Raw genomic sequence first — 23,416 nt, forward strand, 5'->3', positions numbered from 1 at the left:
GCCCTGACGCGAAACGGCGACCACCATAAGCTGCTTCTTGCCGTTAAGCGCAAAGCATCAATCACATACGCATCAACCTCATAATACATTGAAATAAAAGATTAAAATAAAATTACGCTGAAATCGAATACAGAATGAAGCGCTTGCAAAGTTTACCGGCAAAAACGCCATATCACGCATCCATCCGCGATATGGCGCTTTCACGGGACGGACAATCCCTGCCGCCACAATCGGTGTGACGGCACAAGATTATCAAAAAAACATAACAATTGAAGCTTGTTATAGCTGGACATTTCCTCACAGTGGCGCAAATACGAGTGTTACCCCGTATTCGAGACCGATAATTACTGCACAAAACAGGCCAAGAGCGCCTGTAACTTGCTGATAAGAGTATTGTTTTGGAAAAGTGACGAAAAAATAGCACGATAGAAGGTTGCTGCACGACGGCTGCCGGCAAAGATCACAATCACCGGTGGCGGTTCTCCGCGATTTAGCGCAAGCAACAACGCCAAACAACCGATCCCACCCCGAGCCCTATGGCGGAGTTGCCCACGCAGCAAGTAATGGCCATATGCCGTAGACAAAACCGATACTAAACGGTATTGTAAAAGTCAAGCATCAACATTGACAAACAGGTCGCATAGTTATTACTATTGTTTGAGCACCAAAGAAAAACCGATCAACCAAGGAGGTTGGAATAAGGAGTTATGCCTGTCTACGAATATTGTTGTTCAGCCTGCAACCACCAGTTCGAGCTTCGTCAGAAATTTTCCGATCCGCCGGCCAGTGAATGCCCCAAGTGCGGCGGGGCCGTGCAAAAACTGATATCCTCCACCTCGTTCAGCCTGAAGGGTGATGGCTGGTTCAAAGAGGGATACTGCCACAAAGCGGATGGTCCCAAGCCCGCGGCCTGCGCAGGCGGAAGCTGTTGCGGGGGACACTGACCCCCCGGCGTTTACCTTGAAAATCCCCCGTTTGGGGGATTTTTTTTGTCGAAAATCATGTGCCGTCGCCCGACAACCCGCAAAATATCTTTACAAATCACCGGGTTGAAACGTAGTATACGCTGACGTTCCAGCCCGCGCATCACCGGGTTGTCCCCCTGGCATGGCAATGGGGCGGCAAAGAGAGCGACCAGCCGAAAACCGAACTAGCGAGAGGGACTCACATGAAAGTCAAGAAAGCGGTATTCCCGGTCGCCGGACTCGGCACCAGATTTCTACCCGCCACCAAATCCTCACCCAAGGAAATGCTGCCGTTGATCGATAAGCCGCTGGTGCAGTACGTGGTCGAGGAGGCGGTTGCTTCGGGAATCGAGCAGATTCTGTTCGTCACCGGCAGGGGCAAGCGGGCCATTGAAGACCATTTCGACATCTCCATCGAACTGGAGTCGCATCTGGAGGAACAGGGGAAACTGGCGACCCTGAAGGCAATCCGCGAAATCGCGAAGATGCTCGATATTTTCTACGTCCGCCAAAAAAAGGCGCTCGGGCTAGGGCACGCCATCCTCTGCGCCAAGGACTTTGTGGGCAACGAGCCTTTTGCCGTCCTTCTGGGTGACGATATTATCGACAGCAAACGCCCCTGTTTGCGGCAACTGCTGGATGTCTTCGAAGAGCGTGCAGGTTCGGTGCTGGCGCTTGAGCAGGTCCCCCTGGAGAATATCTCCTCCTACGGCTGCGTAAAGGCGGACCGGTTATCCGAGCGTGTCTTCAAGATCGAGGACATGGTGGAGAAGCCCAAACGGGAGGAGGCGCCTTCGGACATGGCCATTATCGGCCGTTACGTCCTGACGCCGCGGATTTTCGGGATTTTGGAGCAACAGGAACCGGGCAAGGGGGGGGAGATCCAGCTTACCGACGCCATCCTCAAACTTTCAAAGGAAGAATCGGTGTACGGCTGTCTTTTCGAGGGATTGCGCCACGACTGCGGCGACAAATTGGGCTTTCTCAAGGCCACGGTGGACATGGCCCTGAAACGGAGCGAGTTCAAGGTCGAGTTCGAGCGCTACCTGCATCAGAGACTGGCGCAGTAACTGCCGCCGCCCAGGGGAGACGCTCCGGGGCGGCACGCCCGGCCGTCTATTTCCGTTCCTTCTGCCAGACGTATTCCGGTTCGAAATAGGGGGCATAAAAACCGGGGAAGGGAAAAGGGAAGGTGATGACCTCGCCCACGCCGCTCAACGTTCTGACCAGCGTCATGCCGATCCCCTTGAGAGGCCCGACGGTGAGTCCCATCCCGACCCCATCCTCGTGAAAAGTCTGATAGACCTGCTTCGGCAACTCCCACCATCCCAGAGTAACATTGGATACCCCGCGAACCATCTTGACAGACATCCCCCCGACCACCTCCTGGGGTGTCGAGGTCTCCACCGTTTTGAACTGGTCCGTGGCGCGGGACGGTTGCGCACAGAGGCTTACCGCCAGGAGGAGGCCCGCTGCCGTCAGGGAACGAATCCGCCGCATGCTAGTGCGCCTCCTGCTGGGAAGGCTCCGTAACGCTTTGGGAGGAAACTGCCGACGTATCCCGTTTGGGCTCCCACCCTTCCCACACGTAGGCCGGGTCGATCATGGGGTCGTAGTAACCGGGTTGGGGGACAAGGAAAAAAACCGCCTCCGTCACGCCGATGAATCCCCGGTACAGCGTCATGCCGATCCCCTTGAGCGGACCGACGACATACCCGACCTTTCCCATATCGCGGACGGTCAGTACCGACTGCTTGGGGATTTCGACAATGCTGGTGGCAAAATTGGTTACGCCGCGGGTAAATTTGACGGCCATCTTTTCGGCGATCATCTCAGGCTGCTGATCGGCTCGGGCCATAACCGGAACCGTCAGTACGACGGCCAGTAGCATAACGGAAAGCAGCAGGTTCGTCTTCATGGCATCTCCTTTTGTCCGCGATTACTGTCTTTATTAGCCTCTTACCACAAACGACCTCTGCATGCAAGAAGGTTCACAAGTCGAAAAGCGTTGGCTCCTTGGGGAGATATGGCTCGAAACGCCGTTTGAGATGGCGCAGCTTATCGACGTAGTAGGGGATGTTAATGTCGGGGCGCTCGGGGACGAAAGCGCTCACGGGGCGGCAATGCTCGTACGCCGTCGCGTCCCGGCCCGACCCGCCGACATAGTAGCTCACCTGATCCCCGGCCCGGTAGACGCGCTGCGATGCCAGGGCGATCTCGAAGGCGGCGGCAGGGTTGCGCCGCCCCTTTTCGACCTTCTCCCGGTAGGTGGCCGGCGACTCGTTGAGCGTCTCGGTGCGGGCAACCCATGCCACATCCAGATCCCTGGACCGAAGGCGGGTCAGATACCCCTGGTACAGCCGCTCTATATCCGCCGATGAGCCGGTCAAGAGCAGCGTAATGGCGTCACGCATGAACTCCCGCAGGTAACGTTCCAGCCCCCGGGAACGGAGCCCGCTCCCCCTGATGACGACCCGGCCGCCGTAGTCCAGGAGGGCGTAGTTCTTGGCCTTGTAGGCGAACATGGACCGGTACCTGCCGTCCATCTCCACCTCGATCCCTTCGGGAACCCCCCGGGATACCCGTTCCACGAGGGCCGCCTCGTCGGCCTCCGTAACGCACGAGTCCGGCGGCCTGAAGTAGATCCCGTCCGTATCCACCTCCACCGGCACCGCCCCCTCCGCCTTCAGCAACGCGATCATGCTCCTGATGGTCAGACGCCCCAGGCGGGTGACCTCGGCAGCGGCCTCGGGGTCGGAAAAATTATGGAGCGGAGCCCCCAGGTAGCCGAAAAACGAATTGATCAGCACCTTGAAGACCTGTTGCAGGGCATCGTAGTAGTGACGCTCGCTCTCGGCGGCGCTCTCCCGGGCGGCCCGCTTTGCCTCCAGCCGGAAGCGGCGCAGCTCCGCCAGCATCGGGAGGAAAAGCCCCAGGGTATCCTTGACCGGGCCGAGCCGGTAGGCCAGCATCAGGGAGGGGTAGAGCGACGCCACGTCACAATGGACGATCGGCCCCGAGACTCCCTGCACCGCACTCTCCGTGTATCCCCCCTCGAAGGCGGGCGCTTCGCCGGTGCGTTGGGGGATGGCATGGCCACGGTGCAGATACTCCCGCAGAAACAGCGCATTGATCCGGGTTGCGTTGCCCCGCAGGGGGCAGTTCTGAAAGGAGTAGGGGAAGATGCGGGTCTGCAGGAACCAGGGGTAGCCCAGCAGGCGGAACAGAGCCAGGGTCTCGCGTACATCGTCCAGGTTATAGCGGTAGAGCAACTCCGGGTCGTGGTCGAAGGTTGCGGCAATCCCGTTCCCCTCCAGATAGACCCGTTCGTCCGCGGCGATGCCGAAATGCCGGGCCACCTGTTTCAGGCCGTGGCTTTCCAGGCTGCGCAGCGAGATGTCGTAGAGCTGCACCAGAAAATAGGTATCGATGATATGACGGCCGTACACATCCCACCGCGGATAGTCGATGACCTTCTCCGCCAGGGCCCAGCGGGAATTGGCCGTGATGTGGGGGGCGGCACCGTTACGGCCCCAGGTGAGGCGGATGCCGTGCAGCGCGGCGCGCGTGGCGATGTACTCCAGGTCGAACCGGAAGATGTTGTGGCCGATGATGACATCCGGGTCGCAGGTCCGGATCGCCTCGTTGAGCGCCCGGAGCATGGCCGGCTCGTCGAGCAGGTCGCCGCGCAGCACGGTTTCCTGGCCGTGGGAATCCTTGAGGGCGATGGAGACGATCCGGTCTTCCCGGCGTTTTGGGTTCGAAAACTCGAACCCCTCGGCGCAGTAGGTTTCTATGTCCAGCGCCAGGCAGCGCAGGTCGCCGAACTCCAGTCCCTTGAACAGCGTAGCGCCGGTGGCCAGCAGGTACTGATGGGAAAGGTCGGAGATGAACAGGTAGGGGGCAGCGGCGCTGCCGGCCGGCACCCCGGTTTTGGCGGCCAGGAAGTCCCGCGCCGTCAGGCAATCGCCCCACGAATCGAACAGGAGCTGGAACCGGTAGAAATCGTCGCCCGCCAGTTGACGCACCGAGCAGGGCGCCCGGCAACCGCTCACCAGGGCCGGGTCACTGAGCAGGATGAACGGGCGGAACGGCTCGTCATGGAACTGAACGCCGTGGCCCGTCCTGAAGAAGAGGCGCATAAACGGACCCGCCGGCTCCACGGCAATGATGCCGGTCCGGTTGTCATGGCCGAACAGTAACGGGTTATGTCCCATATCGCTCATCTGCATGGCGGCGACTCTCTCTAAGAGGTTGTTGAAAAACAGCATCTCGCCGCCGTCCTCGAAGTCCCTTTGTGCGGCGTAGCGCTGCTACGCCTCCGCGGGGCTTGTCTAGCGGGTGCGACGATCTGACTATTTTTGAACAACCTGGGCTTTTCAACAGCCTACAAGTGTGCCGTGGTTACTGGCGGCTGAACAAAAAAGGCGCAGCAAGAATGCCGCGCCTTTTCACGAATGGTGCCCTCATGGCCACGGGAGGATTGTTGCGTCTCTTAGCGGGCACCGGGTACACAGCATGCTCCCATGCTATTTGGCGTGTTTGGCAAGGTAGGTGGCAACCCCTTCCTCTGTCGCCTTCATGGCTTCGTCGCCTTCCTGCCAGTTGGCCGGGCAGACCTGGTCGCCGTGGGTTTCGACGAACTGGAGGGCATCCACCATGCGCAGTGCCTCAGCCACATTGCGGCCCAACGGCAGGTCGTTGATGACCGCGTGGCGGATGACGCCCTTGGTATCGATCAGGAAGAGGCCGCGCAGGGCAACGGATTCGTTGAAAAGGATGCCGTATTCCCTGGCGATGTTCTTGTTCAGGTCGGATACCAGCGGATACTGGATATTGCCGATGCCGCCATCCTCGACCGGGGTGTTTTTCCAGGCCAGGTGGGTGAATTTGGAGTCTATGGAGACGCCGATCACCTCGGTGTTGCGCTTTTTGAACTCATCCAGCTTCTTGTTGAAGGCCAGGATCTCGGACGGGCAGACAAAGGTGAAGTCCAGCGGGTAGAAAAACAGGATGACATTTTTGCCCTTGAGGCTGGATATGGTGATCTGACCGAAGGTATTGTCGGGCATGACCGCATCGGCGGTGAAATCGGGGGCTTGTTGGGTGACGAGAGTAGCGACAGGCATGGGATTCTCTCCTTTTTTGGAATAGTTACATCGAATGTGTAACTAATACCAGCCAATCCGGCACCTGTCAAGAAGATAAAAATAGTCTTTTAGTCTTTTTAATGCCGAAGACGCTGTGAAACCGGCAATCTATCGGTTGTCATTGGAAAGCGGGTGACAAAAATGTTCTTGACTCTTTGCTTCAAGCGATTTAGTTTAACATTAAATCGTTTAGCACTAATCAAATGTGAGACCTGCGGGCGATGAGGAACTGCTGCTTACGGCGGGCAGGGAAACAGCGGTACTCCTGCTGTCGATCCGACCGGGCTCGGAAGCACGCTTTCAACAATCAAAAAAGGAGATGTTGTATGCAGAGTTCATTTTGGGATGCCGTAAAGACGAGAAGATCCTACTACACTATCAGCAAAGAACGCGTCGCCACTGATGAGCGGATCGAGGAGATCGTGGGGGAGGCGGTGAAGCATGTGCCGTCATCGTTCAATTCGCAGAGCGCCCGGGTGGTCATCCTCCTTGGCGAACAGCATGATCGCTTGTGGGATCTGACCAAGGACGAATTGCGGAAGATTGTGCCGCCGGAGAGTTTTCCTGCCACTGAAGGCAAGATTGATGGAGCGTTTCGCAGCGGCTACGGTTCGATTCTCTATTTTGAAGAGACCAGCGTCATCGAGGGATTGCAGCAGAAGTTCCCGTTATACAAGGACAACTTCCCCGTCTGGTCCAACCAGTCCTCCGGCATGTTGCAGTTTGCCATCTGGACGGCTTTGGAGATCGAGGGATTCGGCGCCACATTGCAGCATTACAATCCGGTTATCGACGAGGCGGTAAAAACCGCCTGGAACATCCCGGCGACATGGAAACTGATGGCCCAGATGCCGTTCGGCAAGCCGGTTTCCCAGCCTGATGAGAAAGAGTTCCAACCTTGTGCGGAGCGGATAAGACTATTCAAATAGCTTTTGCAGCTACCACGATAAAGGAGCATAATGCCATGGCACCAGAAACCGGAAATGATACCTGCAGCGCTCGTGAGGAACACCAAGGCCACCTCTGCGAATTGGAAAGCCAGCAGGAGTGGGACATTATCAAACAGGTCACGGACCACCCCGCCGTTAGGTGCGAGAACTGCGGCAACGTGGCAAATTCCCCCAGAAACGTCTGCATGCCTACAGATTTATAGGGATAGCCGGTTACGGTTTCCCTCTGGCACGCCGTGCGGTAAAAACCGCCTCACGGCCAGCACTATAAAATCACCTGCAAGGAAAAGGAGAGTGTCATGAAGAAATTCGTCTGTACCATCTGCGGCTATGTTCACGAGGGGGATGCTCCACCGGCCGAGTGTCCCCAATGCAAGGCTCCGGCGGAGAAATTCGTCCTGAAAGACGACCTCGACCTTAGCTGGGCCGACGAACACCGGATCGGTGTCGCACAAGGAGTCGATCAGGAGATTATCGAAGGTCTCAGAAGCAACTTCATGGGCGAATGCACCGAAGTCGGCATGTATCTGGCCATGAGTCGTCAGGCTGACCGCGAAGGACATCCCGAAGTTGCCGAGGCCTATAAACGGATCGCTTTCGAGGAAGCAGAGCATGCCGCCAAGTTTGCCGAGTTGCTGGGAGAAGTCGTCAAAGCCGACACCAAGGCAAACCTTACGGTGCGTATTGAAGCCGAAAACGGGGCCTGCAAGGGCAAAAAAGAGTTGGCGACCAAGGCCAAGCAACTCAATTACGATGCCATTCATGACACCGTTCATGAGATGTGCAAGGACGAGGCCCGCCACGGGCAAGTCTTCGCCGGGCTGTTGAAACGCTACTTCTGAGATGTTCCCAAGGTTTCTGCCCGGGTAAAATCACGTACCCCGGACAGTGCCACGGTATCTCTCTCCTGATGTTGCCTAGCCCAACCGAGAGGAGCAAGAAGCCCCGACTCCGGGTCTCTTGCTCCTCTCATGACATAACAATTTCTGCAACCACGCCTACCCCTGGGGAACCGGCTGCATCGGCGTGACGAATCGTTCCATAACCCAGCCGCGCTCGCCGTTCGTCAACTCCACATAGTACCAGTCCGGCACCTTGCCGAGCACATTCAGCACCGTTCCCCGGCCGACCTCGGTCAGGATATCCTGCTCCAGGCTCGGGCCGCTGCGCACATTCAACAGTTCACTCTGCACCACGACCCGCTGGCCGGACTGGCCGACGCTCGGCGCGGGGGTTACCGCCGTCGCCGGCGGCTCCACCACCGCATACCCCTCGGGGACCTGCCGGTAGTAGATGCCGTTCAACTCATAGTAGGTGAGCCCACCCACCACGAGGGCGGCAAAACCCAAGGGGAGCGTGGGGACGATCAAACCAAACGGCGGAGCCACCAGAAAGAAGCCATCGCCCCCCCGGCGATAATAGCGGCCCCGGGTGAAATAGAACGAATCCCTGCCGTACCCTATGACCCGGTGCTCCCGGGGCAGTTCGCGAAAACGCGGTCCCGACCAGTATGCGGGTGGAGGCGACCGCCATGCCCACGCATCCCCGAACGTCATAAACGACGTCCCGAGGAGCGCCAGACACGCTGCCAGCGGATACCATCTCCGTTTCTTGAACATTACCATACCCATTACCTCCTGTTTTCACCTTGTGGTGCGTCGTAACCTTTCACTCCGTTCGCGGGGCGGGCCCCACACGGGACATTAGCCGTCGGCAGGCGTCGGCCGCACGGTTGATTCGGGCAGAATCCGGGGCGATTCGCCCGGCGTGAACGGCAACAGCAGAATCTGTTGAACCCCGCTGCTGCGAAAGCGGATCTGCAGCCGCAACGCCTTGGCGCTTTGGGCCTCGCCCGGGAAAAAGATGAAGCCGCTGGCCAGTGAACCGGCAGGGATTGCCTTGCCTTCCAGCACCTTTTCGCGAACATCGCCGGCAATCCGCGCCCGCTCTTCCCGGTCATCGGCCTTTGATGCCCCGCCGATGACGGCGCCGCCGGCTGCGCCCAGGACGCCCCCCGTTAGCGCCGCACTGCCGGCCCTATGACCGGATACGACCCCCAAGGCCAGACCAAGAATGGAACCGGCCGCGGCGCCGTACATGGCCCCTTTGCCGGCACCGCTGCCGATGGCCCCTCCGGCGGTCGCCGTATCGACACGACCTATCGCCTCCCCTTGGGTCAGGACCTTCCAGTAACGGTTGTTGCCATCGATGAGGAAGGTTTGCGCCGCCATGACCTCAACCCCCTGCCCGCTTTGGTTGTCCAGCACCAGTTGGATCGGGAGGAGGCCGGCGCTGCGGACATCGAAGCCAAAGGCGTCGTCTGCCTTGGCGGGATCGGCGAATGCCTCGGCCCCGACCCTCAAGCCGTTTACCTGCAAAGAGGTGGCGTTATCCTGCGGGGCGAGAAAGGGGACCGACCTGCTTTGGTACGCGACGCACCCCGTAAGATGGGCGGCAATAACCATGACACTCAGAATTTTCTTCATCGCTCAACTCTCCCAAAATGCAAAACAGCAACCCGCACGGGCCGGTCTTGCGGATACCTCTTTGGGCGCCCATCCCTCACCGGGGACAGGCGCCCCCTCTCCGGTTACTTATCCGTGGTTTCGGAGTGTTTCTGGTACAGTGCCTTCAGCTTGGCAAGCTGGTCCGGCGTCAGAATGGCCCGGAACCGGGCGCCGACCTTGGCTTTGTTGATATTCAGGTCCGCCTGGATGCCGGCAATCTTGGCAGTTTCGGCGCGGATGGCCGCTTCGTCGATGCTGTCGGCGTGGAGCAGCGCCTCCAGGTTTTTGCGTTCCGTACGGAGGTTGGCGACTATCGGCTTCACCACATCCCTGTTCCCCTGGAAGATCGCCTTGGCCTGGGCTTTCTGGGCGTCGGTCAGGCCAAGTTTGCCGAAGAGTTTACCCACGTGCTTGTGCTGCTGCCTGCCGCAGCCGCCGTCGTCCCAACCGCCGTCGTGCGCCTGTGCAATGCCGGCAAACGCCGTCACTGCCGTAATACAAAGCATCGCCGCAATTCTCTTGATACCGTTGTGAGAGTTTCCCATGATTTTGTACCTCCGGTAAATAATGACATCTACCTTCTAGACACCACGACTCCCGAAAAGGTTACTATGCCCTGAAAACCTTTTTGTATCAGGGGACTGGGCGGCGCTAGCCATGAGTGCCGGTGGAGGGGGAGGAGAGAAGGGACGCGGATGCACGCGAACGGCAAGCACTGTGGCTTGCGGCAAGGGAAAGCGCAACGTCATCGTTTGAGCGCGGCGCTGGTTTGGACGGCCTAGCGGCCGGAACGGTAATGGCGTTCAATCTCTTCGACCAGATGCGCCAGGGTGGAGTTGGACGGCTCTATGTCGACCTTGAGCCCCAGGCTCCGGCAGGCCTTGGAGGTAATGGCCCCGATGCTGGCCACCGACACCCCCTTCAGCATGTCCACCAGGAGGTCGCTGCCCAGCATGTCGGCCAGGTTGTGGACCGTGGACGAGGAGGTAAACGTGATGCAGTCGACGGTGCGCTTTTCCAGGGAAAAGAGCGCTTCGGGCGGCAACCGGTCCGGCATGACGTTGCGGTAGGCGACCGGGCTGTCCACCTGGGCTCCCATGCGTTTCAGTTCACAGGGGATGACCTCGCGCGCCTTGTCGGCGCGGGGGAAAAGAACCCTGGCACCGTTCATCGCCAGCTTGGCGAATTCGGCCACCACCCCTTCAGCCTTATAATCCGTAGGGACCATGTCGGGAAGAATGCCGCAGGCGCGTATCGCTTCGGCCGTCTTCGGTCCCACCGCACAGACCCGGCAGGTTCCCACCGCCCTGGCATCCAGGCCCAGAAAGGCGAGACGCTGGAAAAACCGGCGCGCCCCATTGACCGAGGTCAGCACCAGCCAGTCATAGTCGCTCATGTTCCGGATGGCGCCATCCAGCGGCTCCCAGGATTCCGGGTCCACCAGCTTGATGGTGGGGCACTCCATGACCAGCGCCCCGCGATCGGTCAGCATGGCGGCAAATTCCCCGGCTTGGTCGGCGGCGCGCGTCACCAGTATCTTGCGGCCGAAAAGCGGGCGGTTGTCGAACCACCGCAACCGGTCTCTCAACGCGACCACCTCGCCGACAATGGTCACGGCCGGCGGCTTGAAGCCGATAGCCTCGGCCCGGTCGGCGATGTCGCCCAAGGTGCCGACCAGGACCTGCTGTGTCGGCGCCGTTCCCCAGCGTACCAGCGCCACCGGCGTCTCCGGGCTTCTGCCGTGCCGCAGCAAACGCTCCATGTTGTTCCGCAGGGTGGTGATCCCCATGTAAAAGACCACCGTGCCGTTGCCCAGCGAAAGGCGGTCCCAGTCGATGGCCGACTCGCTCTTCTCTTTGCCCTCGTGACCGGTGACAAAGGCCACCGAGGCGGTGAAATTGCGGTGGGTCAGGGGAATGCCGCTATAGGCCGCCGCGCCGACCGCAGCGGTAACGCCCGGCACCACCTGGAAGGGCACCCCGGCCGCGCTCAGCGCCTCGCATTCCTCGCCGCCCCGCCCGAAGACGAAGGGGTCCCCCCCCTTGAGCCGGACCACGGTCTTCCCCTCGCGCCCCTTTTCCACCAGCAGACGGTTGATCTCCTCCTGGTCCTGATTGTGGCGGCCGCCGATCTTGCCGGCGTAAATCAGTTCCGCATCGGCCGGCGCATGGGCCAGGAGTTGCTCGTTGGCCAGGTAGTCGTAGATCACCACCTGGGCCCGCTGCAGACACTCCACCCCCTTGAGGGTGATCAGCCCCGGATCGCCGGGACCGGCGCCGACGAGATAAATCATCCCGGTATGCTGCGCCGGACTGTTCATGGATGCGAAGGAGAACTGATCTCTCTCTGGTAGACCTCTTCAAGGATAGCCTTGCCCCCCTCGCCCAGGAGCTGGTCGGCCAGCTGGGTGCCCAGCTTCTCGCACTCTCCCACCGGTCCGGTGACCTCCCCGCGTACGGAACGCCGGCCATCAACCGCCGCGATAAAGCCGACCAGGCGCAAGGCTCCGCCGTCGACCGTCCCATGGGCCGCAATGGGCACCTGGCAACCGCCCTCGCAGCGTTTCAGCAGGGCGCGCTCGGCCCGTACCGCATAGCTGGTGTCCGGGTGGTTGAAGAAATCGATGGTCTCCGTGATCACGGCGTCGTCCAGACGACACTCGATACCAAGCGCCCCCTGGCCGATGGCCGGGATGGAGAGATCCGTATCCAGGTATTCGGCGACCTTTTCGGTGAAACCGAGCCGTTTCAGGCCGGCTGCGGCCAGGATGACGGCATCCAGGTTATCGTCTTCCAGCTTGCGGATGCGGGTTTCCACATTGCCGCGGATAATGACCATCTGCAGGTCGGGGCGCACCTTCAAAAGCTGGGCCTGGCGGCGCAGGGCGCTGGTGCCGATGCGGGCCCCCTGGGGCAATTGGCTGAAGGTGACGTTGCGGGAGATGACGGCGTCGCGCGGGTCTTCCCGCTGGGTGATGCAGTGCAGCCCCAGCCCTTCCGGGAACTCGGTCGGGACGTCCTTCATGCTGTGCACGGCGATGTCGATATCCCCCCGCAGCATGGCCTCTTCGATCTCCTTCACGAACAGCCCCTTACCGCCGACCTGGGCCAGGGGCACGTCCAGGATCTTGTCGCCGATGGTCTTGATCTTGGTCAGGGTGACCTCCATGCCGGGATAGCGCTTCTCCAGCTCGGACTTGACCCAGTTGGCCTGCCAGAGGGCCAGCTGACTGGCACGGGTGCCGATGCGTAACTGTTTGGGGGGCATAATCTGTCTCCATTCGCGAGGAAATTCAAACAAATTCAAAAAAACACACCAACGTCTGCCACAGAGACACGGAGACACAGAGGTTCATAGAGAAAGGCGAAATGCTTTTCGGGAAAAGCAGGAATGTTGTCTTTTGGCCTGTCTTGCTTTTCCGGTTTTCTCTGTGTCTCCGTGTCTCTGTGGCGGATTATGCTGTTTAGCTTTCAAGCCTCACACGATGACCGGCAAGCGCTCCGTCAGCCTGATCTCCTGGGGCGTCACCAGCGCCCGGTAGGCCAGGGCCTCCACGCCGCTGTCCAGGGCCAGCCTGAGCAGCCGCCCGTATTCCGGGTCGATGGCGTCGGCCGGGGAAACGCCGGCGCCGTCTCCGCGCTGGACCGTGAAGAAGATCACCCCCCGGTCCCCCTCCCCGACGACCCGCATCAACTCCCGCAAATGCTTCTGGCCGCGGGTGGTGACGGCATCCGGGAACAGGGCCCGGCCGCCTTCCACCAGGGTGACGTTCTTGACCTCCACAAAGCAGCGTCCCCGCGCCCCTTCCAGGAGCAGGTCGATACGGCTGTGTTCGCCATAGGGCACCTCGGGCCGGATCGTCCCGTACCCCTGCAACTCCGCCACCGTACCGTCTTCGATCGCCTCCCGCGTCAAGCGGTTGGGCAGGGCGGTGTTGATGCCGGCCCAGAAGCCGTCCGCCTCCACCAGTTCCCAGGTGAGGGGGTATTTGCGCCCCACGTTGGCGCTGCGGGAGAGATACACCCTGCTGCCGGGGACGGCGCACCCCTTCATGCTGCCGGAGTTGGGACAGTGGACGGTCACGACCGTGCCATCCTCCAGCTCCACATCCGCCAGAAACCGCTTGTAACGCTTGACCAGGCGGCCCGCAATCAGCGGCGGCAACCTCATGGCCGGGCGCCCCGGGCGCTACACCTCAAGTTCCAGCTCTTCGTGCTCTTCGAGGACAGCCTCGAGTTCGAAGAGCTGCCGCAAGCCGTCCACGTACAGGTCCACACGCCCCCCCTGGCCGGCCTTCTTCAACACCGTGGTGGGGGTATGGAGCAGTTTGTTCATCATGGCCAGGGTCAGGGCCTCCAGGCGCTTCTCCGCGTCGGGGGGCAGGTCCTTCCAGTTGGACAGGGTCTTCTCCAACTCCGCCCGGCGGATCTCGTCGAAGTGGTTGCGCAGCGCAACAATGGTGGGGGTGACCTCCAGGGACGCGAGCCACTTGAAAAACTGGCCGATCTCCTGGTTGACGATCTCCTCGGCCTTCTCGGCCTCCAGGCTGCGCTGGGCCAGATTGGCCTGGACGATCTCCTGCAGGTTGTCCACCGTGAAGAGGTAGGCGTTCTCCAGGTCGTCCACCTTGGGGTCGATGTCCCGGGGCACGGCGATGTCGATGAAGAACATCGGCTTGAACTTGCGCCGCCTGACCACATCCTCCACGTCCTTGGGGCCGATGATGACATGGGGGGCACCGGTGGAGGAGAGGATGATGTCGGCCCGGTGAAGGTGCTGGAACAGCTCCTCGAAGCGCACCGCCTCGCCGCCGAACTCCTCGGCCAGGCGCTCGGCCCGCTCGAAGGTCCGGTTGGTCACCATCACGCCGCGGGCGCCGCTGTTCATGAAGTGCTTGGCGGCCAGTTCGCACATCTCGCCGGCGCCGATCAGCATCACGGTCTTGTCGGACAGGTTGCCCAGGATCTTCTTGGCCAGCTCGACCGCGGCAAAGGCGACGGAAACCGCCGAAGAGGCGATCTTGGTCTCGGTGCGCACCCGCTTGGCAACGGAAAAGGCCTTGTGGAGAAAGCGGTTCAGGATGATGCCGGATGACTTGTATTCGGCGGCGTAGCCGTAGGAGGTCTTGATCTGCCCCAGGATCTGGGGTTCCCCCACGACCATGGAGTCCAGACTCGACGCCACCCGGAAGACATGGCGGATGGCCGCTTCGGAATGGTAGCTGTAGAGGTGGGGCTCAAGGGATTCGAGGGGGATATGGTGATATTCCGCCAGGAAACGCTTGATCCGGGCGATGCCCCCCGCGATGTCGCGGGTTGTGGCATAGATCTCGACCCGATTGCAGGTGGAGACGATCACCCCCTCGACGATCTCGTCGAGGGCGACCAGTTCGTGGAGCGGTTTCTCGATCAGGTTGGGCGAAAATGCGACTTTTTCCCGTATTTCAACGGTTGCGGTCTTATGGGAGAGACCAACGACGATAATATTCATTCAGCACGCATTCCTTACAGCATGTGATAACTGCTGAAACGATGAGCTAGAGTACGATATCCTATTTATAGCTGTGGAGGCCGGGCAGCCACATGTTCACCCCGATAAAGGTAAACAGCATGATCAGAAACCCTGCGATGGAGAGCAGGGCGGCCCGCTTTCCGCGCCAACCGGTGGTCATGCGGCCGTGCAGAAGGGCGGCATAGATGAACCAGGTAATCAGCGACCACGTTTCCTTGGGGTCCCAGCTCCAGTACGTACCCCAGGCCTTTTCGGCCCAGATGGCGCCCGAGATGATCGCAACCGTCAGGAGCGGAAAACCGATGGTCAGGCAGCGATAGTTGATGTCGTCAAGGGTGTCGAGGGAAGGCAGCTTCTGGAACAGGGCGCCGAATTTCTTTTTCTTGAGAAAATGCTGCTGGATCAGGTAGATCACGGCAGCGGCGAAGGCGATGGTGAAGGTCGCATAACTGACGAAGGCCATGATGGTATGCACCCACAGCCAGCCGCTCTTGAGGGCCGGGTTGAGCTCCTTGATCACCGACGGGAAGGCGCTGGAGCCGATGATCATGAGAAGCGCCAAGGGAATGACGAACGAGCCCAGGATGGCGATCTTGTACTTGCGCACGAACAGGAGGAACGCCCCCACAATGACGAGGCTGAAGAAGGAGAGGGACTCGTGCATGTTGGTGATCGGCAGGTAGCCGGCCGAATTGAAGCGGTGGATGGTGGAGAGGAGGTGGGCCACAAAACCGGCGGCCACCAGCCGGCTTGCCCATGTCGCCACGCCCTGCGTCGTGCGCAGCAGATAGCCAAGGTAGAGCACGGTAGCCAAACCGTACAACACCAGGGTGCAATAGAAGAAAATCTGGCTCATGAAATGTCCTTGGGTGCGGAAAGCTCGGCGATCAGGCATCTCGCCTTCGTGCGTAAAACCGCTTTATTGTATGTGGTGCCATTCCCTTCCGTCAATAGCTTTTCTCGGTCGGCGGCCAGTTGCTCCACAATATCTGCGTAATCATTGCCAATCATGCCGGCGATGGCGTCGCGCACCTCGACGGCGAGGGCCGGGCAGCGGCCGCCCGTCGAAACGGCGATCTCCAGCCCTCCCCGCCGCAACACCGCGGGGAAATGGCAATCTCCCGCCTCCGGCTGGTCGGCAACGGAGACAAGAATGCTTCTCTCCCCGGCCTCCTGCGCTACCCTGCGGTTCAGGGCGGGGTCATCGGTTGCCGCCACCACCAGCGTAACGCCGTCCAGGTCGGCGGTTTCATAGCCGCCGCTCCGTATCGTCACGGCGCCGGACGCTTCCTGCTCCCGTATCGCGGGCAGCACCGCCGGGGCGACGACCCGGACCATGGCCCCCGCCTCGCGCAAGGCCTGCAATTTCCGGGCGGCCACCTTCCCGCCCCCCACTATCAGGACGGCCCGTTTCCCCATATTTATGTTCAGGGCAAGGTACGGCATCGGTTCCCTTCCGCAAAAAGCCCCCGCCCGGCCCGCTCACTTGTGCCGGGCGGGGCGGAGAGGCGGGGGTGGAATCTGCGATTTTGATCGAAGAATTGCCAACATACAACCTTTCGTCCCGTAATTCAACAAATGGGATACCTACTGAGTTTATTCTTGATTTTTTCCCCGGCTGGTATATCATTTTTCAACTATGAACCCACCAAAAGGAGATGTTTTTTATGTCCAGTGAAAAGGTACTTGCATTCACCGATGCAAATTTTGAGCGCGAGGTAATCCAGTCCGATATCCCGGTGCTCGTTGATTTCTGGGCTACATGGTGCGCCCCCTGCAAGGCCATCGCCCCGCTTGTGGATGCGGTTGCCGACGAATATGCCGGCAAGGTCAAGGTCGGCAAGGTCAATGTGGACGAAAATCAGGCAACGCCCGGCAAATACGGCGTGCGCGGTATTCCCACCATCATCCTGTTCAAGGGCGGGGCCGTCATCGACCAGATCGTCGGAGCGGTTCCCAAATCCCAGTTGGACGCCCTGATCGCCAAGGCGCTCTAACAACCATGATGGAGCGTATCAGACCTGTCCGCGGGCTTGTCATGGGCCTTGCCATAACCGGGCTCATAGCCCTGCTGCCGGCCCAGCTCCTGGCCCTGCCCAAGGCGGGGCAGCCGGCCCCCGCGTTCAAGGTGGTCACCACGTCGGGCCAGCCGGTGTCCCTGGAAAACTACCGGGGATATGTGCTGATCATCGATTTCTTCGCCACATGGTGCGAGCCCTGCCGCATGTCCATACCCCACCTGGTGAAGATGAACCAGAAATACGGGAAGCAGGGGTTGCAGGTACTGGGGCTGAGCGCCGATGAGGATGGGGAGCGCGTCGTCAAATCATTTGCCGCGGAACACCACATCAACTATCCCGTCGCCCTGGCGGGGGACCCGGTTACGGAAGGGTTCGGCGTCCGCTCGGTGCCGGTCATGATCGTCATCGACAAGCGGGGCAGGGTTGCCGAGGTATTCAGGGGGTTTTCCGACGAGATCGGCGGTTCCATGGAGACCCTGGTCAAAAAGCTGCTGGCTGAAAAATAGACTCCTCCTCGTCCCTGCCATCCGTGGGATAAAAAACCTTCATCAGGCAGAGTCCACAGGCCGGCGCCGTAACGCCGGCCTTTTTCCTATCCCGGTTCTGCAGCAGCCAGGCGATGTGGTCCGGAGCAAAACGCCCCTTGCCGATATCGACCAGCGTCCCCACCATGACCCGGACCATGTTTTTCAGGAATCCCTCTCCCACCACATCGATGAAAAGAAAGCCATCCTCCTGCCGCATGGTAACGGAGTCGATCCTCCGCACCGTCGTTTTGGCGACGCAGTTGGAGGCCCTGAACGCCGCGAAATCGTGCCGCCCCTCGAACGCCGGCAGGGCCGCGCCCATGGCCTCCAGGTCGAGCCGTTCCTTGACCTGCCAGGCATGGAGGCGGTGTAACGGCGAGCGCACCGGGGAGAGGAGAATGGTGTAGCGGTAGTGCTTGGCCAGGGCGTCGCCGATCGGCTTGAAGCCGGCCCGGACCTCGGTGGCGTCGATGATGGCGATATCCGCCGGCAGGAACCGGTTGGTCCCCTCGACGAAGGCGCGCAACGGCAGGTCCCGGTGCGTCGTAAAGGCGGCAGCCATGCCCCGGGCGTGCACGCCCGCGTCGGTCCGCCCCGACGAGCGGAGCCGCACCGGTTCTCCCAGCAGGCGTTCCAGGGCCTCCTCGACGACCTGCTGTACCGCCAGGCCATTGGGCTGGATCTGCCAGCCGGAATAATTGGTGCCGTCGTACTCTATGGTCAGCTTGACGGTCCGCATCCGTCAGACGCCGGCCGGCGCGGGGGACCGGGCGGCAAGCGCCGCCAGTTCCGCTTCGTCGAAACGGTACCGTTGCCGGCAGAACTCGCAGGTGATGTCGGCGCCCTGCTCCTTCTCCCCCATGTCCCTGAGCTCGTCCGGCCCCAGGGTCAGGAGGGCGCGCTCGACCTTTGCCTTGCTGCAGCCGCAGCGGAAGAACGCCTCGCGCGTCTCCAGCAGGTTGCAGGCCATGCCGCCGAACAGCCCGTGCATGATCGCTGCAGGCCCCCCCTCCTGCAAGAGCGTGCAGAGCGGCGGCAGTTCCGCAATCCGCCGCATCATCCCGTCGATCTCCGCGCCGTCCGCCTTCGGCAGCGCCTGGACGAGAAAACCGCCGCACAGCGCAACGCCACCCTCCTCGTCCAGCGAGGCGCTCAGGCCGACAGCCGAGGGGACCTGCTCCGAGTCGGTCAGGTAGTAGGCCAGGTCGTCGCCGATCTCGCTGCTGCGCAGTTGCACCATGCCGTGGTACGGTTCCCCGCCCATCCCCAGGTCCTTTGAGACCGTGAGAAAACCGGCATGCCCCAGCACCCCCGGGACATTCCACCTCCCGTTCAGCGGAGGGGCCTCGGCGCCGGGATCGCCGACGCACCCCCGCACCGCGCCATCCGCTTCCGCTTCGATGATCATCTTGCCCATGGGGCCGTTGCCCTCGAATTTCAGCGCCACCCTCTGGCCCGGCTTGAGCTGGGCCCCGAGCAAGGCGCCACCGGCAAGGCCGCGGCCCAGGGCCACGCTTACCGTGGCCGCTGCCTGCTGAAGCGAGCAGATCTCACGGGCAAGGCCGCTGACGCTGCACGTCAGCACGCGTAGCCCGCCTGACGCGCTCATGGCGCGGACGATAGTATCGGTCATGGTATCGGTCTCCTTTTTCAACCTCTCACAAGGGTACAAGTTCCCGGCAATGGCGGCAACCATATTTCTTAGCCGGGGTACAGACACAAAAAAGGCCGCATGCCGGGATGCGGTCCAGTCAGATGCGAAAACGCCCCATTCCTGAACGGGACAAACGGCAGGAGCCGCTCTTCAGCGGCGGTTATTGCCGTTTGGCTTCAGGCCTTCCGCTTCCGCAGCGTGGTAACGCTCTCCCCGCCGATGCCCCAGTTGTCCGTCTCCACCTCGTCGATCACCACCACCGTAGTGGCCGGATTCTTCCCCAGCACATCCACCAGCAGCTGGGTGGCCCCCTTGATCAATTGGGCCTTCTGTTCGGCGGTCGCCCCTTCACGGGTGATCCTGATATTCACGTACGGCATGCCGTTGCCTCCTCGAAAAAACGGTAGCGACCCGGTCTGCCTGGCCGCCTTGACGTCAGATTATCCCCTGCTCCTTGACCTCCGCCTTGAGCCAGGCATACACCACCGGCGCCGCCACCAATCCCACAAGGCCAAAGACGGCCTCCATGAGCAGCATGGCGCTCAAGAGCTCCCAGGCGGTCGCCTGGACCTCATGCCCCACGATTCTGGCATTCAAGAAATATTCGGCCTTATGGATCACCACCAGAAACAGCAGTGAGGCGACGCCGACCCCCGGGGAGACGCCGAGGCTGATCACGACGATCACCGAGTTGGACACCAGGTTGCCCACCACGGGCAGCATCCCGACGGCAAAGGTCAGCAGGATCAAAACCGTTGCCATGGGGAGATGAACGCCGAAGAGCGGCAGCGCGATCAACAGGTAGACGGCGGTCAATGCCGTGTTGAGTGCCGAGATCTTCACCTGCGCGAAAACCACCTTGTCGAAGGCTGTGGCAAGCGCCCGCAGCCGGGAGCGCAGCGCCCCCGTGAACGGCGGCACCTGGTCGTGCTCCTTGAAATGATGGACGGCAGCCATCCCGCCGACGACCATGCCCAGCAGGATATGGGCAAAGACCTTGAGCCCCTCCATACCGGCGATTGAGATCTTCTGGACATGATCGCCCAGCATCTCCACCATCTGCTGACGCAGCCCTTCAATGGTCGTCGGCAGCACCTCGGCAACCGAGGCGGGGAGCGCCCGGCGCAGACTGCCGAAGGTCTCGACCACCATGGCGAGCAGGGCGCCGATGCCTTGGCTGCTGCCGATGAAAGACCAGGCGGCGGCGCACGCGCTGGTCAGGCAGGCGATGACGCACATGACGACAACGCCCAGGGCGACCGTATGCGCAACGCGGTTCATGTTCTTGGGGAGGTGGCGGGCGAGCTTCAAGGTCAGCACATACACCGCAAGGCCGGCAAACGCGGCCGGCAGCAGATGGAAGTGCAGGACGGCCACGGCGGCCGTTACGGCCAGGATATAACTGATCATGGTAGAGCGGGGCATGGGTACCTTCTCACTTGGGTCGAAATCCGGGGTGGGGTTGCAGGGGACCGTGCCGGTGCGTCGTCTCGCCACTCGCCGGGTCCGGGTCAACCACCGCCGCACCGGAGATTATCACGAATGGCTTCTCTGTTCCACATAAAGGCGCGCCCAAAGCCGTTACCGCTGCGGCGTCACTGCCGAAGCCGTGAATCAATCCCACCAAAAAAGGCACCCGGATCGCCTCCGGGTGCCTCTGGTCGTGCTGTTTATGCAGCTCGTCGCCGCTTCAGGCCTCCTCCACCCCGCCGCCAGGATGGAGGAACAGGTTCGGGCCGCCGCGCACCTTGCCCGCTTCCCCCATCAGCATATCCAGCGTCAGGGTCGCCAGGTCGTCGGCCGTGGCTTCCATGCGGCCGTCCTTCTCCAGATACAGCAGCTTCAGGTAGGCGTTGCACTCCGGGCAACTCTCCGCCTTGACCGCACCGTTGGTCCCCTCCAGGCTGTAGTAGCCGAGCCCCTCGGTGGCCTCGCAACTGCTGCACTTGAGCCGCACCATGTGCCACTGGGTGGCGCAGAGGGAGCAGGAGAGGTAGCGCAGCCCCTGTTTCGAGCCGTTGGCGTGGACGATGCCGGAGGCCGGCGCCGAACCGCACACCGGGCAGACCCCGCCCGCTTCCAGCCGGGCAAAGGCGTGTTCCCCCAGGGCCGTGGCCATGTGCACCCAGTAGGCCTGGAGGGCGGCGGCGACAAAGGGGAGTTCCGGGGGAGGGACGGCGGCCTGATCGCCCGCCAGTATCTTGTCGGCCAGATCATCCAGCCTGCATTCGGCAGCAGCCAGCAGCCCCGCCGCGGCTTCGCGGGCGGCAGCGGGTACCTCCGCCCCGGCCATGCGGCGCAGGATCAGGGCCAGCCCCTCCCGCCAGGCCGAGTTGCGGCGCCAGGAGCGGGCGGCCAGGAGCGGCATGCCGTGCTCGCGGCAGAGCGCCTGTTCTTCGGGGGTGGGAGGAGGCACGGCGGGGAACCGGTCCAGGGCCTCCTGCTGGGCATCGGCCAGCAGCGCCAGGAAGCTCAGGTAATCCGCCAGGGGATGGCCGGGGGCAAGGAGCCGGAAGCGCTCGGCGCGGCGGGCGAACAGGTCGCGTTCGGCCAGGAACAGGAAACGTATCTCCCCGGCCGGCGGTTCGATCTGCCCCGGCTCAAGCAGCTGGTCTTCGTTGCTCATTTACGTCCTCCCGTCATCTCCCGGAACCATGCCGGGTGGTGCTGTTTCGCCCAGGCGCGTCTGACCTTGCCGTACAGCATGGCGCCGATGCTCTCCTTGGTCCAGATGGCCAGATAGATGTGGCCCATGATCAGGGAAATCATCCCCGCCCCGGTCGCCGCATGCACGACCGCGGCCAGGCGGATCACACCGGGGGGGAACAGGAACGAGAAATAGGCGCGCCACATGACGATGCCGGAGAGGACGAGCAGCGTCATGCAGGCGGCCAGCAGCCAGAACAAGAGCTTCTGGCCGCCGTTCAGCTTGCCCGCTTCCGGCATGTTCCGGTCATCGCCGCCCATCATCTCGCGGGCATGGCGCAGCCACTCCCAGTCGGCCGGCGTCAGGACGCACAGCTTCCGGAACCGGAAGAACATGCTGCCGAAGGAGAAGATCAGCGCCACCCCGATGAAGGGGTGGAGGATGCGCGTCCAGATGCCGCCGCCAAAGAGCTGGCTCAGGGGGTAGAAGGCGGGGTGGAACAGCGCCAGACCGGACAACGCCAGGAGGATGAAGGCAAACGCCACCAGCCAGTGGTTGACCCGCTCGGGAGCCGTATAACGGTCTAATTTATCGGGATCTCGTTTCATTCCTCGAACTCCTTCTCGATCTCTTCCGAGACCTCGTTGGGACCCTTGGTCACGTAGTGGAGAAAGGCGCCGGCGGCGACCGCGCCGAGGGCCAGGGAGGCCAACGGCTTGGCGGCCCCCTTCCAGAGTTCGACCATGGCGCCGATGGAGGGGTCCTTGGGAAGGCCGCTGTAGATCTCGGGCCGGTCCGCGTGGTGCAGCACGTAGATCACGTGGGTGCCGTCCACCCCTTTGGGGTCATAGACCCCCGCCTTGGCGAAGCCCCGGCTCTTCAGGTCCGCGATCCGCTCTTCGGCGTGGTGAAGCATCGCCTCCTTGGAGCCGAACACGAGGGCGCCGGTGGGGCAGGTCTTGACGCAGGCCGGTTCCAGCCCCGCCGCCACCCGGTCGGAGCAGAGGGTGCACTTGTAGACCTTGCTGTCCTTCCGGGACAGGCGGGGGATGTTGAACGGGCAGCCGGTGATGCAGTAGCCGCAGCCGATGCAGTTTTCCTCGTGGAAATCCACGATGCCGTTGCTGTACTGGACAACGGCGCCGGGTGCCGGGCAGGCCTTGAGGCAGCCCGGATTGGCGCAGTGCATGCAACCGTCCTTGCGGATCAGCCATTCGAGTTTCCCCGGTTCCAACTCCACCTCGGCGTAGCGCATCACCGTCCAGGAGTTTTCGGTCAGGTCGGTCGGGTTGTCCAGGACGCCATGGTTGGCGCCCACGGCGTCGCGGGTGTCGTTCCACTCCATGCACGCCACCTGGCAGGCCTTGCAGCCGATGCACTTGGTGACGTCGATCAGCTTGGCCACCTCGATCGTCTGGCGCTGGCTCGGCGAGGGGGTGGTGGTGGCGGAACGGCGGGTGATGTCCAGTGATTGCAGTGCCATG

Annotated in this window: 26 protein-coding genes; 6 read left to right on the forward strand and 20 right to left on the reverse strand. The window is 61.6% G+C overall.

Annotated features, from left to right (window positions below; all coding sequences use genetic code 11):
• Positions 1-707 precede the first annotated feature (707 nt).
• Entirely contained in the window at positions 708-944 is a 237-nt protein-coding gene (locus F6V30_RS03120; protein WP_151155032.1) for an FmdB family zinc ribbon protein, read from the forward strand.
• Between the two features lie 224 nt (positions 945-1,168).
• Positions 1,169-2,035 (forward strand): UTP--glucose-1-phosphate uridylyltransferase GalU, encoded by an 867-nt coding sequence (gene galU / locus F6V30_RS03125; protein WP_151155033.1) that lies wholly within the window; start codon positions 1,169-1,171, stop codon positions 2,033-2,035.
• Positions 2,036-2,081: 46 nt separating this feature from the next.
• Here galU and F6V30_RS03130 read toward each other — a convergent pair whose 3' ends face one another.
• From F6V30_RS03130 to F6V30_RS03145, 4 genes are all read right to left on the reverse strand, one after another.
• Positions 2,082-2,465: an exosortase system-associated protein, TIGR04073 family gene (locus F6V30_RS03130; RefSeq protein ID WP_151155034.1), complete on the reverse strand. Its 384-nt coding sequence runs from the start codon at positions 2,463-2,465 to the stop codon at positions 2,082-2,084.
• A 1-nt stretch (position 2,466) separates the two neighbouring features.
• Positions 2,467-2,883, reverse strand: a complete 417-nt coding sequence (locus tag F6V30_RS03135; RefSeq protein WP_151155035.1) for an exosortase system-associated protein, TIGR04073 family — start codon at positions 2,881-2,883, stop codon at positions 2,467-2,469.
• Positions 2,884-2,956: 73 nt separating this feature from the next.
• The gene (locus F6V30_RS03140) at positions 2,957-5,197 is read right to left on the reverse strand and encodes a DNA polymerase domain-containing protein (protein ID WP_246163160.1); all 2,241 of its coding nucleotides are present in this window, start codon (positions 5,195-5,197) and stop codon (positions 2,957-2,959) included.
• A 297-nt stretch (positions 5,198-5,494) separates the two neighbouring features.
• The gene (locus F6V30_RS03145; RefSeq protein ID WP_151155036.1) at positions 5,495-6,094 is read right to left on the reverse strand and encodes a peroxiredoxin; all 600 of its coding nucleotides are present in this window, start codon (positions 6,092-6,094) and stop codon (positions 5,495-5,497) included.
• Between the two features lie 347 nt (positions 6,095-6,441).
• On the opposite strand from F6V30_RS03145, the gene F6V30_RS03150 reads away from it, so the two are divergent.
• Positions 6,442-7,044: a nitroreductase family protein gene (locus F6V30_RS03150; protein WP_151155037.1), complete on the forward strand. Its 603-nt coding sequence runs from the start codon at positions 6,442-6,444 to the stop codon at positions 7,042-7,044.
• Positions 7,045-7,364: 320 nt separating this feature from the next.
• Positions 7,365-7,907, forward strand: coding sequence for an NADH peroxidase (locus F6V30_RS03155; protein WP_151155038.1), 543 nt, complete (start codon positions 7,365-7,367; stop codon positions 7,905-7,907).
• Between the two features lie 156 nt (positions 7,908-8,063).
• Here F6V30_RS03155 and F6V30_RS03160 read toward each other — a convergent pair whose 3' ends face one another.
• From F6V30_RS03160 to F6V30_RS03200, 9 genes are all read right to left on the reverse strand, one after another.
• Complete coding sequence (locus F6V30_RS03160; protein ID WP_191965558.1) at positions 8,064-8,690, reverse strand: DUF6515 family protein; 627 nt, start codon at positions 8,688-8,690, stop codon at positions 8,064-8,066.
• A 78-nt stretch (positions 8,691-8,768) separates the two neighbouring features.
• On the reverse strand, positions 8,769-9,551 hold the full coding sequence (locus F6V30_RS03165) for a glycine zipper family protein (RefSeq protein ID WP_191965559.1): 783 nt from the start codon (positions 9,549-9,551) through the stop codon (positions 8,769-8,771).
• A gap of 104 nt (positions 9,552-9,655) precedes the next feature.
• Positions 9,656-10,078, reverse strand: a complete 423-nt coding sequence (locus tag F6V30_RS03170) for a Spy/CpxP family protein refolding chaperone (RefSeq protein WP_191965560.1) — start codon at positions 10,076-10,078, stop codon at positions 9,656-9,658.
• Positions 10,079-10,350: 272 nt separating this feature from the next.
• The gene (gene cobA, locus F6V30_RS03175) at positions 10,351-11,865 is read right to left on the reverse strand and encodes a uroporphyrinogen-III C-methyltransferase (protein WP_246163162.1); all 1,515 of its coding nucleotides are present in this window, start codon (positions 11,863-11,865) and stop codon (positions 10,351-10,353) included.
• A gap of 23 nt (positions 11,866-11,888) precedes the next feature.
• A complete protein-coding gene (gene hemC / locus F6V30_RS03180) occupies positions 11,889-12,839 on the reverse strand; it encodes a hydroxymethylbilane synthase (protein ID WP_151155042.1) in 951 nt (316 codons plus the stop codon).
• Between the two features lie 210 nt (positions 12,840-13,049).
• On the reverse strand, positions 13,050-13,742 hold the full coding sequence (gene sfsA, locus F6V30_RS03185) for a DNA/RNA nuclease SfsA (protein ID WP_151155043.1): 693 nt from the start codon (positions 13,740-13,742) through the stop codon (positions 13,050-13,052).
• A gap of 18 nt (positions 13,743-13,760) precedes the next feature.
• Entirely contained in the window at positions 13,761-15,062 is a 1,302-nt protein-coding gene (hemA, locus tag F6V30_RS03190) for a glutamyl-tRNA reductase (RefSeq protein WP_151155044.1), read from the reverse strand.
• Positions 15,063-15,123: 61 nt separating this feature from the next.
• Positions 15,124-15,939 carry a c-type cytochrome biogenesis protein CcsB gene (gene ccsB, locus F6V30_RS03195; RefSeq protein ID WP_151155045.1) on the reverse strand — a complete coding sequence of 272 codons (816 nt, stop codon included), beginning with the start codon at positions 15,937-15,939 and terminating at the stop codon, positions 15,124-15,126.
• A complete protein-coding gene (locus F6V30_RS03200; RefSeq protein WP_151155046.1) occupies positions 15,936-16,529 on the reverse strand; it encodes a precorrin-2 dehydrogenase/sirohydrochlorin ferrochelatase family protein in 594 nt (197 codons plus the stop codon). The genes ccsB and F6V30_RS03200 overlap by 4 nt, the downstream gene beginning before the upstream one ends.
• A gap of 221 nt (positions 16,530-16,750) precedes the next feature.
• Here F6V30_RS03200 and trxA point away from each other — a divergent pair, with 221 nt between their 5' ends.
• Together trxA and F6V30_RS03210 are read left to right on the forward strand one after the other, a co-directional pair.
• Complete coding sequence (trxA, locus tag F6V30_RS03205; RefSeq protein ID WP_151155047.1) at positions 16,751-17,080, forward strand: thioredoxin; 330 nt, start codon at positions 16,751-16,753, stop codon at positions 17,078-17,080.
• 5 nt (positions 17,081-17,085) lie between these two features.
• Positions 17,086-17,610 (forward strand): TlpA family protein disulfide reductase, encoded by a 525-nt coding sequence (locus F6V30_RS03210; protein WP_151155048.1) that lies wholly within the window; start codon positions 17,086-17,088, stop codon positions 17,608-17,610.
• On the opposite strand, the gene truA is transcribed toward F6V30_RS03210, so the two are convergent.
• The 7 genes from truA to fdxH all read right to left on the reverse strand — a co-directional run bounded on the left by truA (position 17,585) and on the right by fdxH (position 23,415).
• A complete protein-coding gene (gene truA / locus F6V30_RS03215) occupies positions 17,585-18,370 on the reverse strand; it encodes a tRNA pseudouridine(38-40) synthase TruA (RefSeq protein ID WP_151155049.1) in 786 nt (261 codons plus the stop codon). The genes F6V30_RS03210 and truA overlap by 26 nt on opposite strands.
• A 3-nt stretch (positions 18,371-18,373) precedes the next feature.
• Positions 18,374-19,264, reverse strand: coding sequence for an Hsp33 family molecular chaperone HslO (gene hslO / locus F6V30_RS03220; protein ID WP_151155050.1), 891 nt, complete (start codon positions 19,262-19,264; stop codon positions 18,374-18,376).
• A 197-nt stretch (positions 19,265-19,461) separates the two neighbouring features.
• Positions 19,462-19,665, reverse strand: a complete 204-nt coding sequence (locus tag F6V30_RS03225; RefSeq protein ID WP_151155051.1) for a 2-hydroxymuconate tautomerase family protein — start codon at positions 19,663-19,665, stop codon at positions 19,462-19,464.
• Between the two features lie 55 nt (positions 19,666-19,720).
• Positions 19,721-20,710, reverse strand: a complete 990-nt coding sequence (locus F6V30_RS03230) for an AI-2E family transporter (RefSeq protein WP_151155052.1) — start codon at positions 20,708-20,710, stop codon at positions 19,721-19,723.
• 265 nt (positions 20,711-20,975) lie between these two features.
• Positions 20,976-21,911, reverse strand: coding sequence for a formate dehydrogenase accessory protein FdhE (gene fdhE / locus F6V30_RS03235; RefSeq protein ID WP_151155053.1), 936 nt, complete (start codon positions 21,909-21,911; stop codon positions 20,976-20,978).
• Positions 21,908-22,540, reverse strand: coding sequence for a formate dehydrogenase subunit gamma (locus tag F6V30_RS03240; RefSeq protein WP_151155054.1), 633 nt, complete (start codon positions 22,538-22,540; stop codon positions 21,908-21,910). The genes fdhE and F6V30_RS03240 overlap by 4 nt, the downstream gene beginning before the upstream one ends.
• On the reverse strand, positions 22,537-23,415 hold the full coding sequence (fdxH, locus tag F6V30_RS03245; protein ID WP_151155055.1) for a formate dehydrogenase subunit beta: 879 nt from the start codon (positions 23,413-23,415) through the stop codon (positions 22,537-22,539). The genes F6V30_RS03240 and fdxH overlap by 4 nt, the downstream gene beginning before the upstream one ends.
• Position 23,416 lies beyond the last annotated feature (1 nt).

This window comes from Oryzomonas sagensis, from assembly GCF_008802355.1.
GTDB classification, from domain to species: domain Bacteria; phylum Desulfobacterota; class Desulfuromonadia; order Geobacterales; family Pseudopelobacteraceae; genus Oryzomonas; species Oryzomonas sagensis.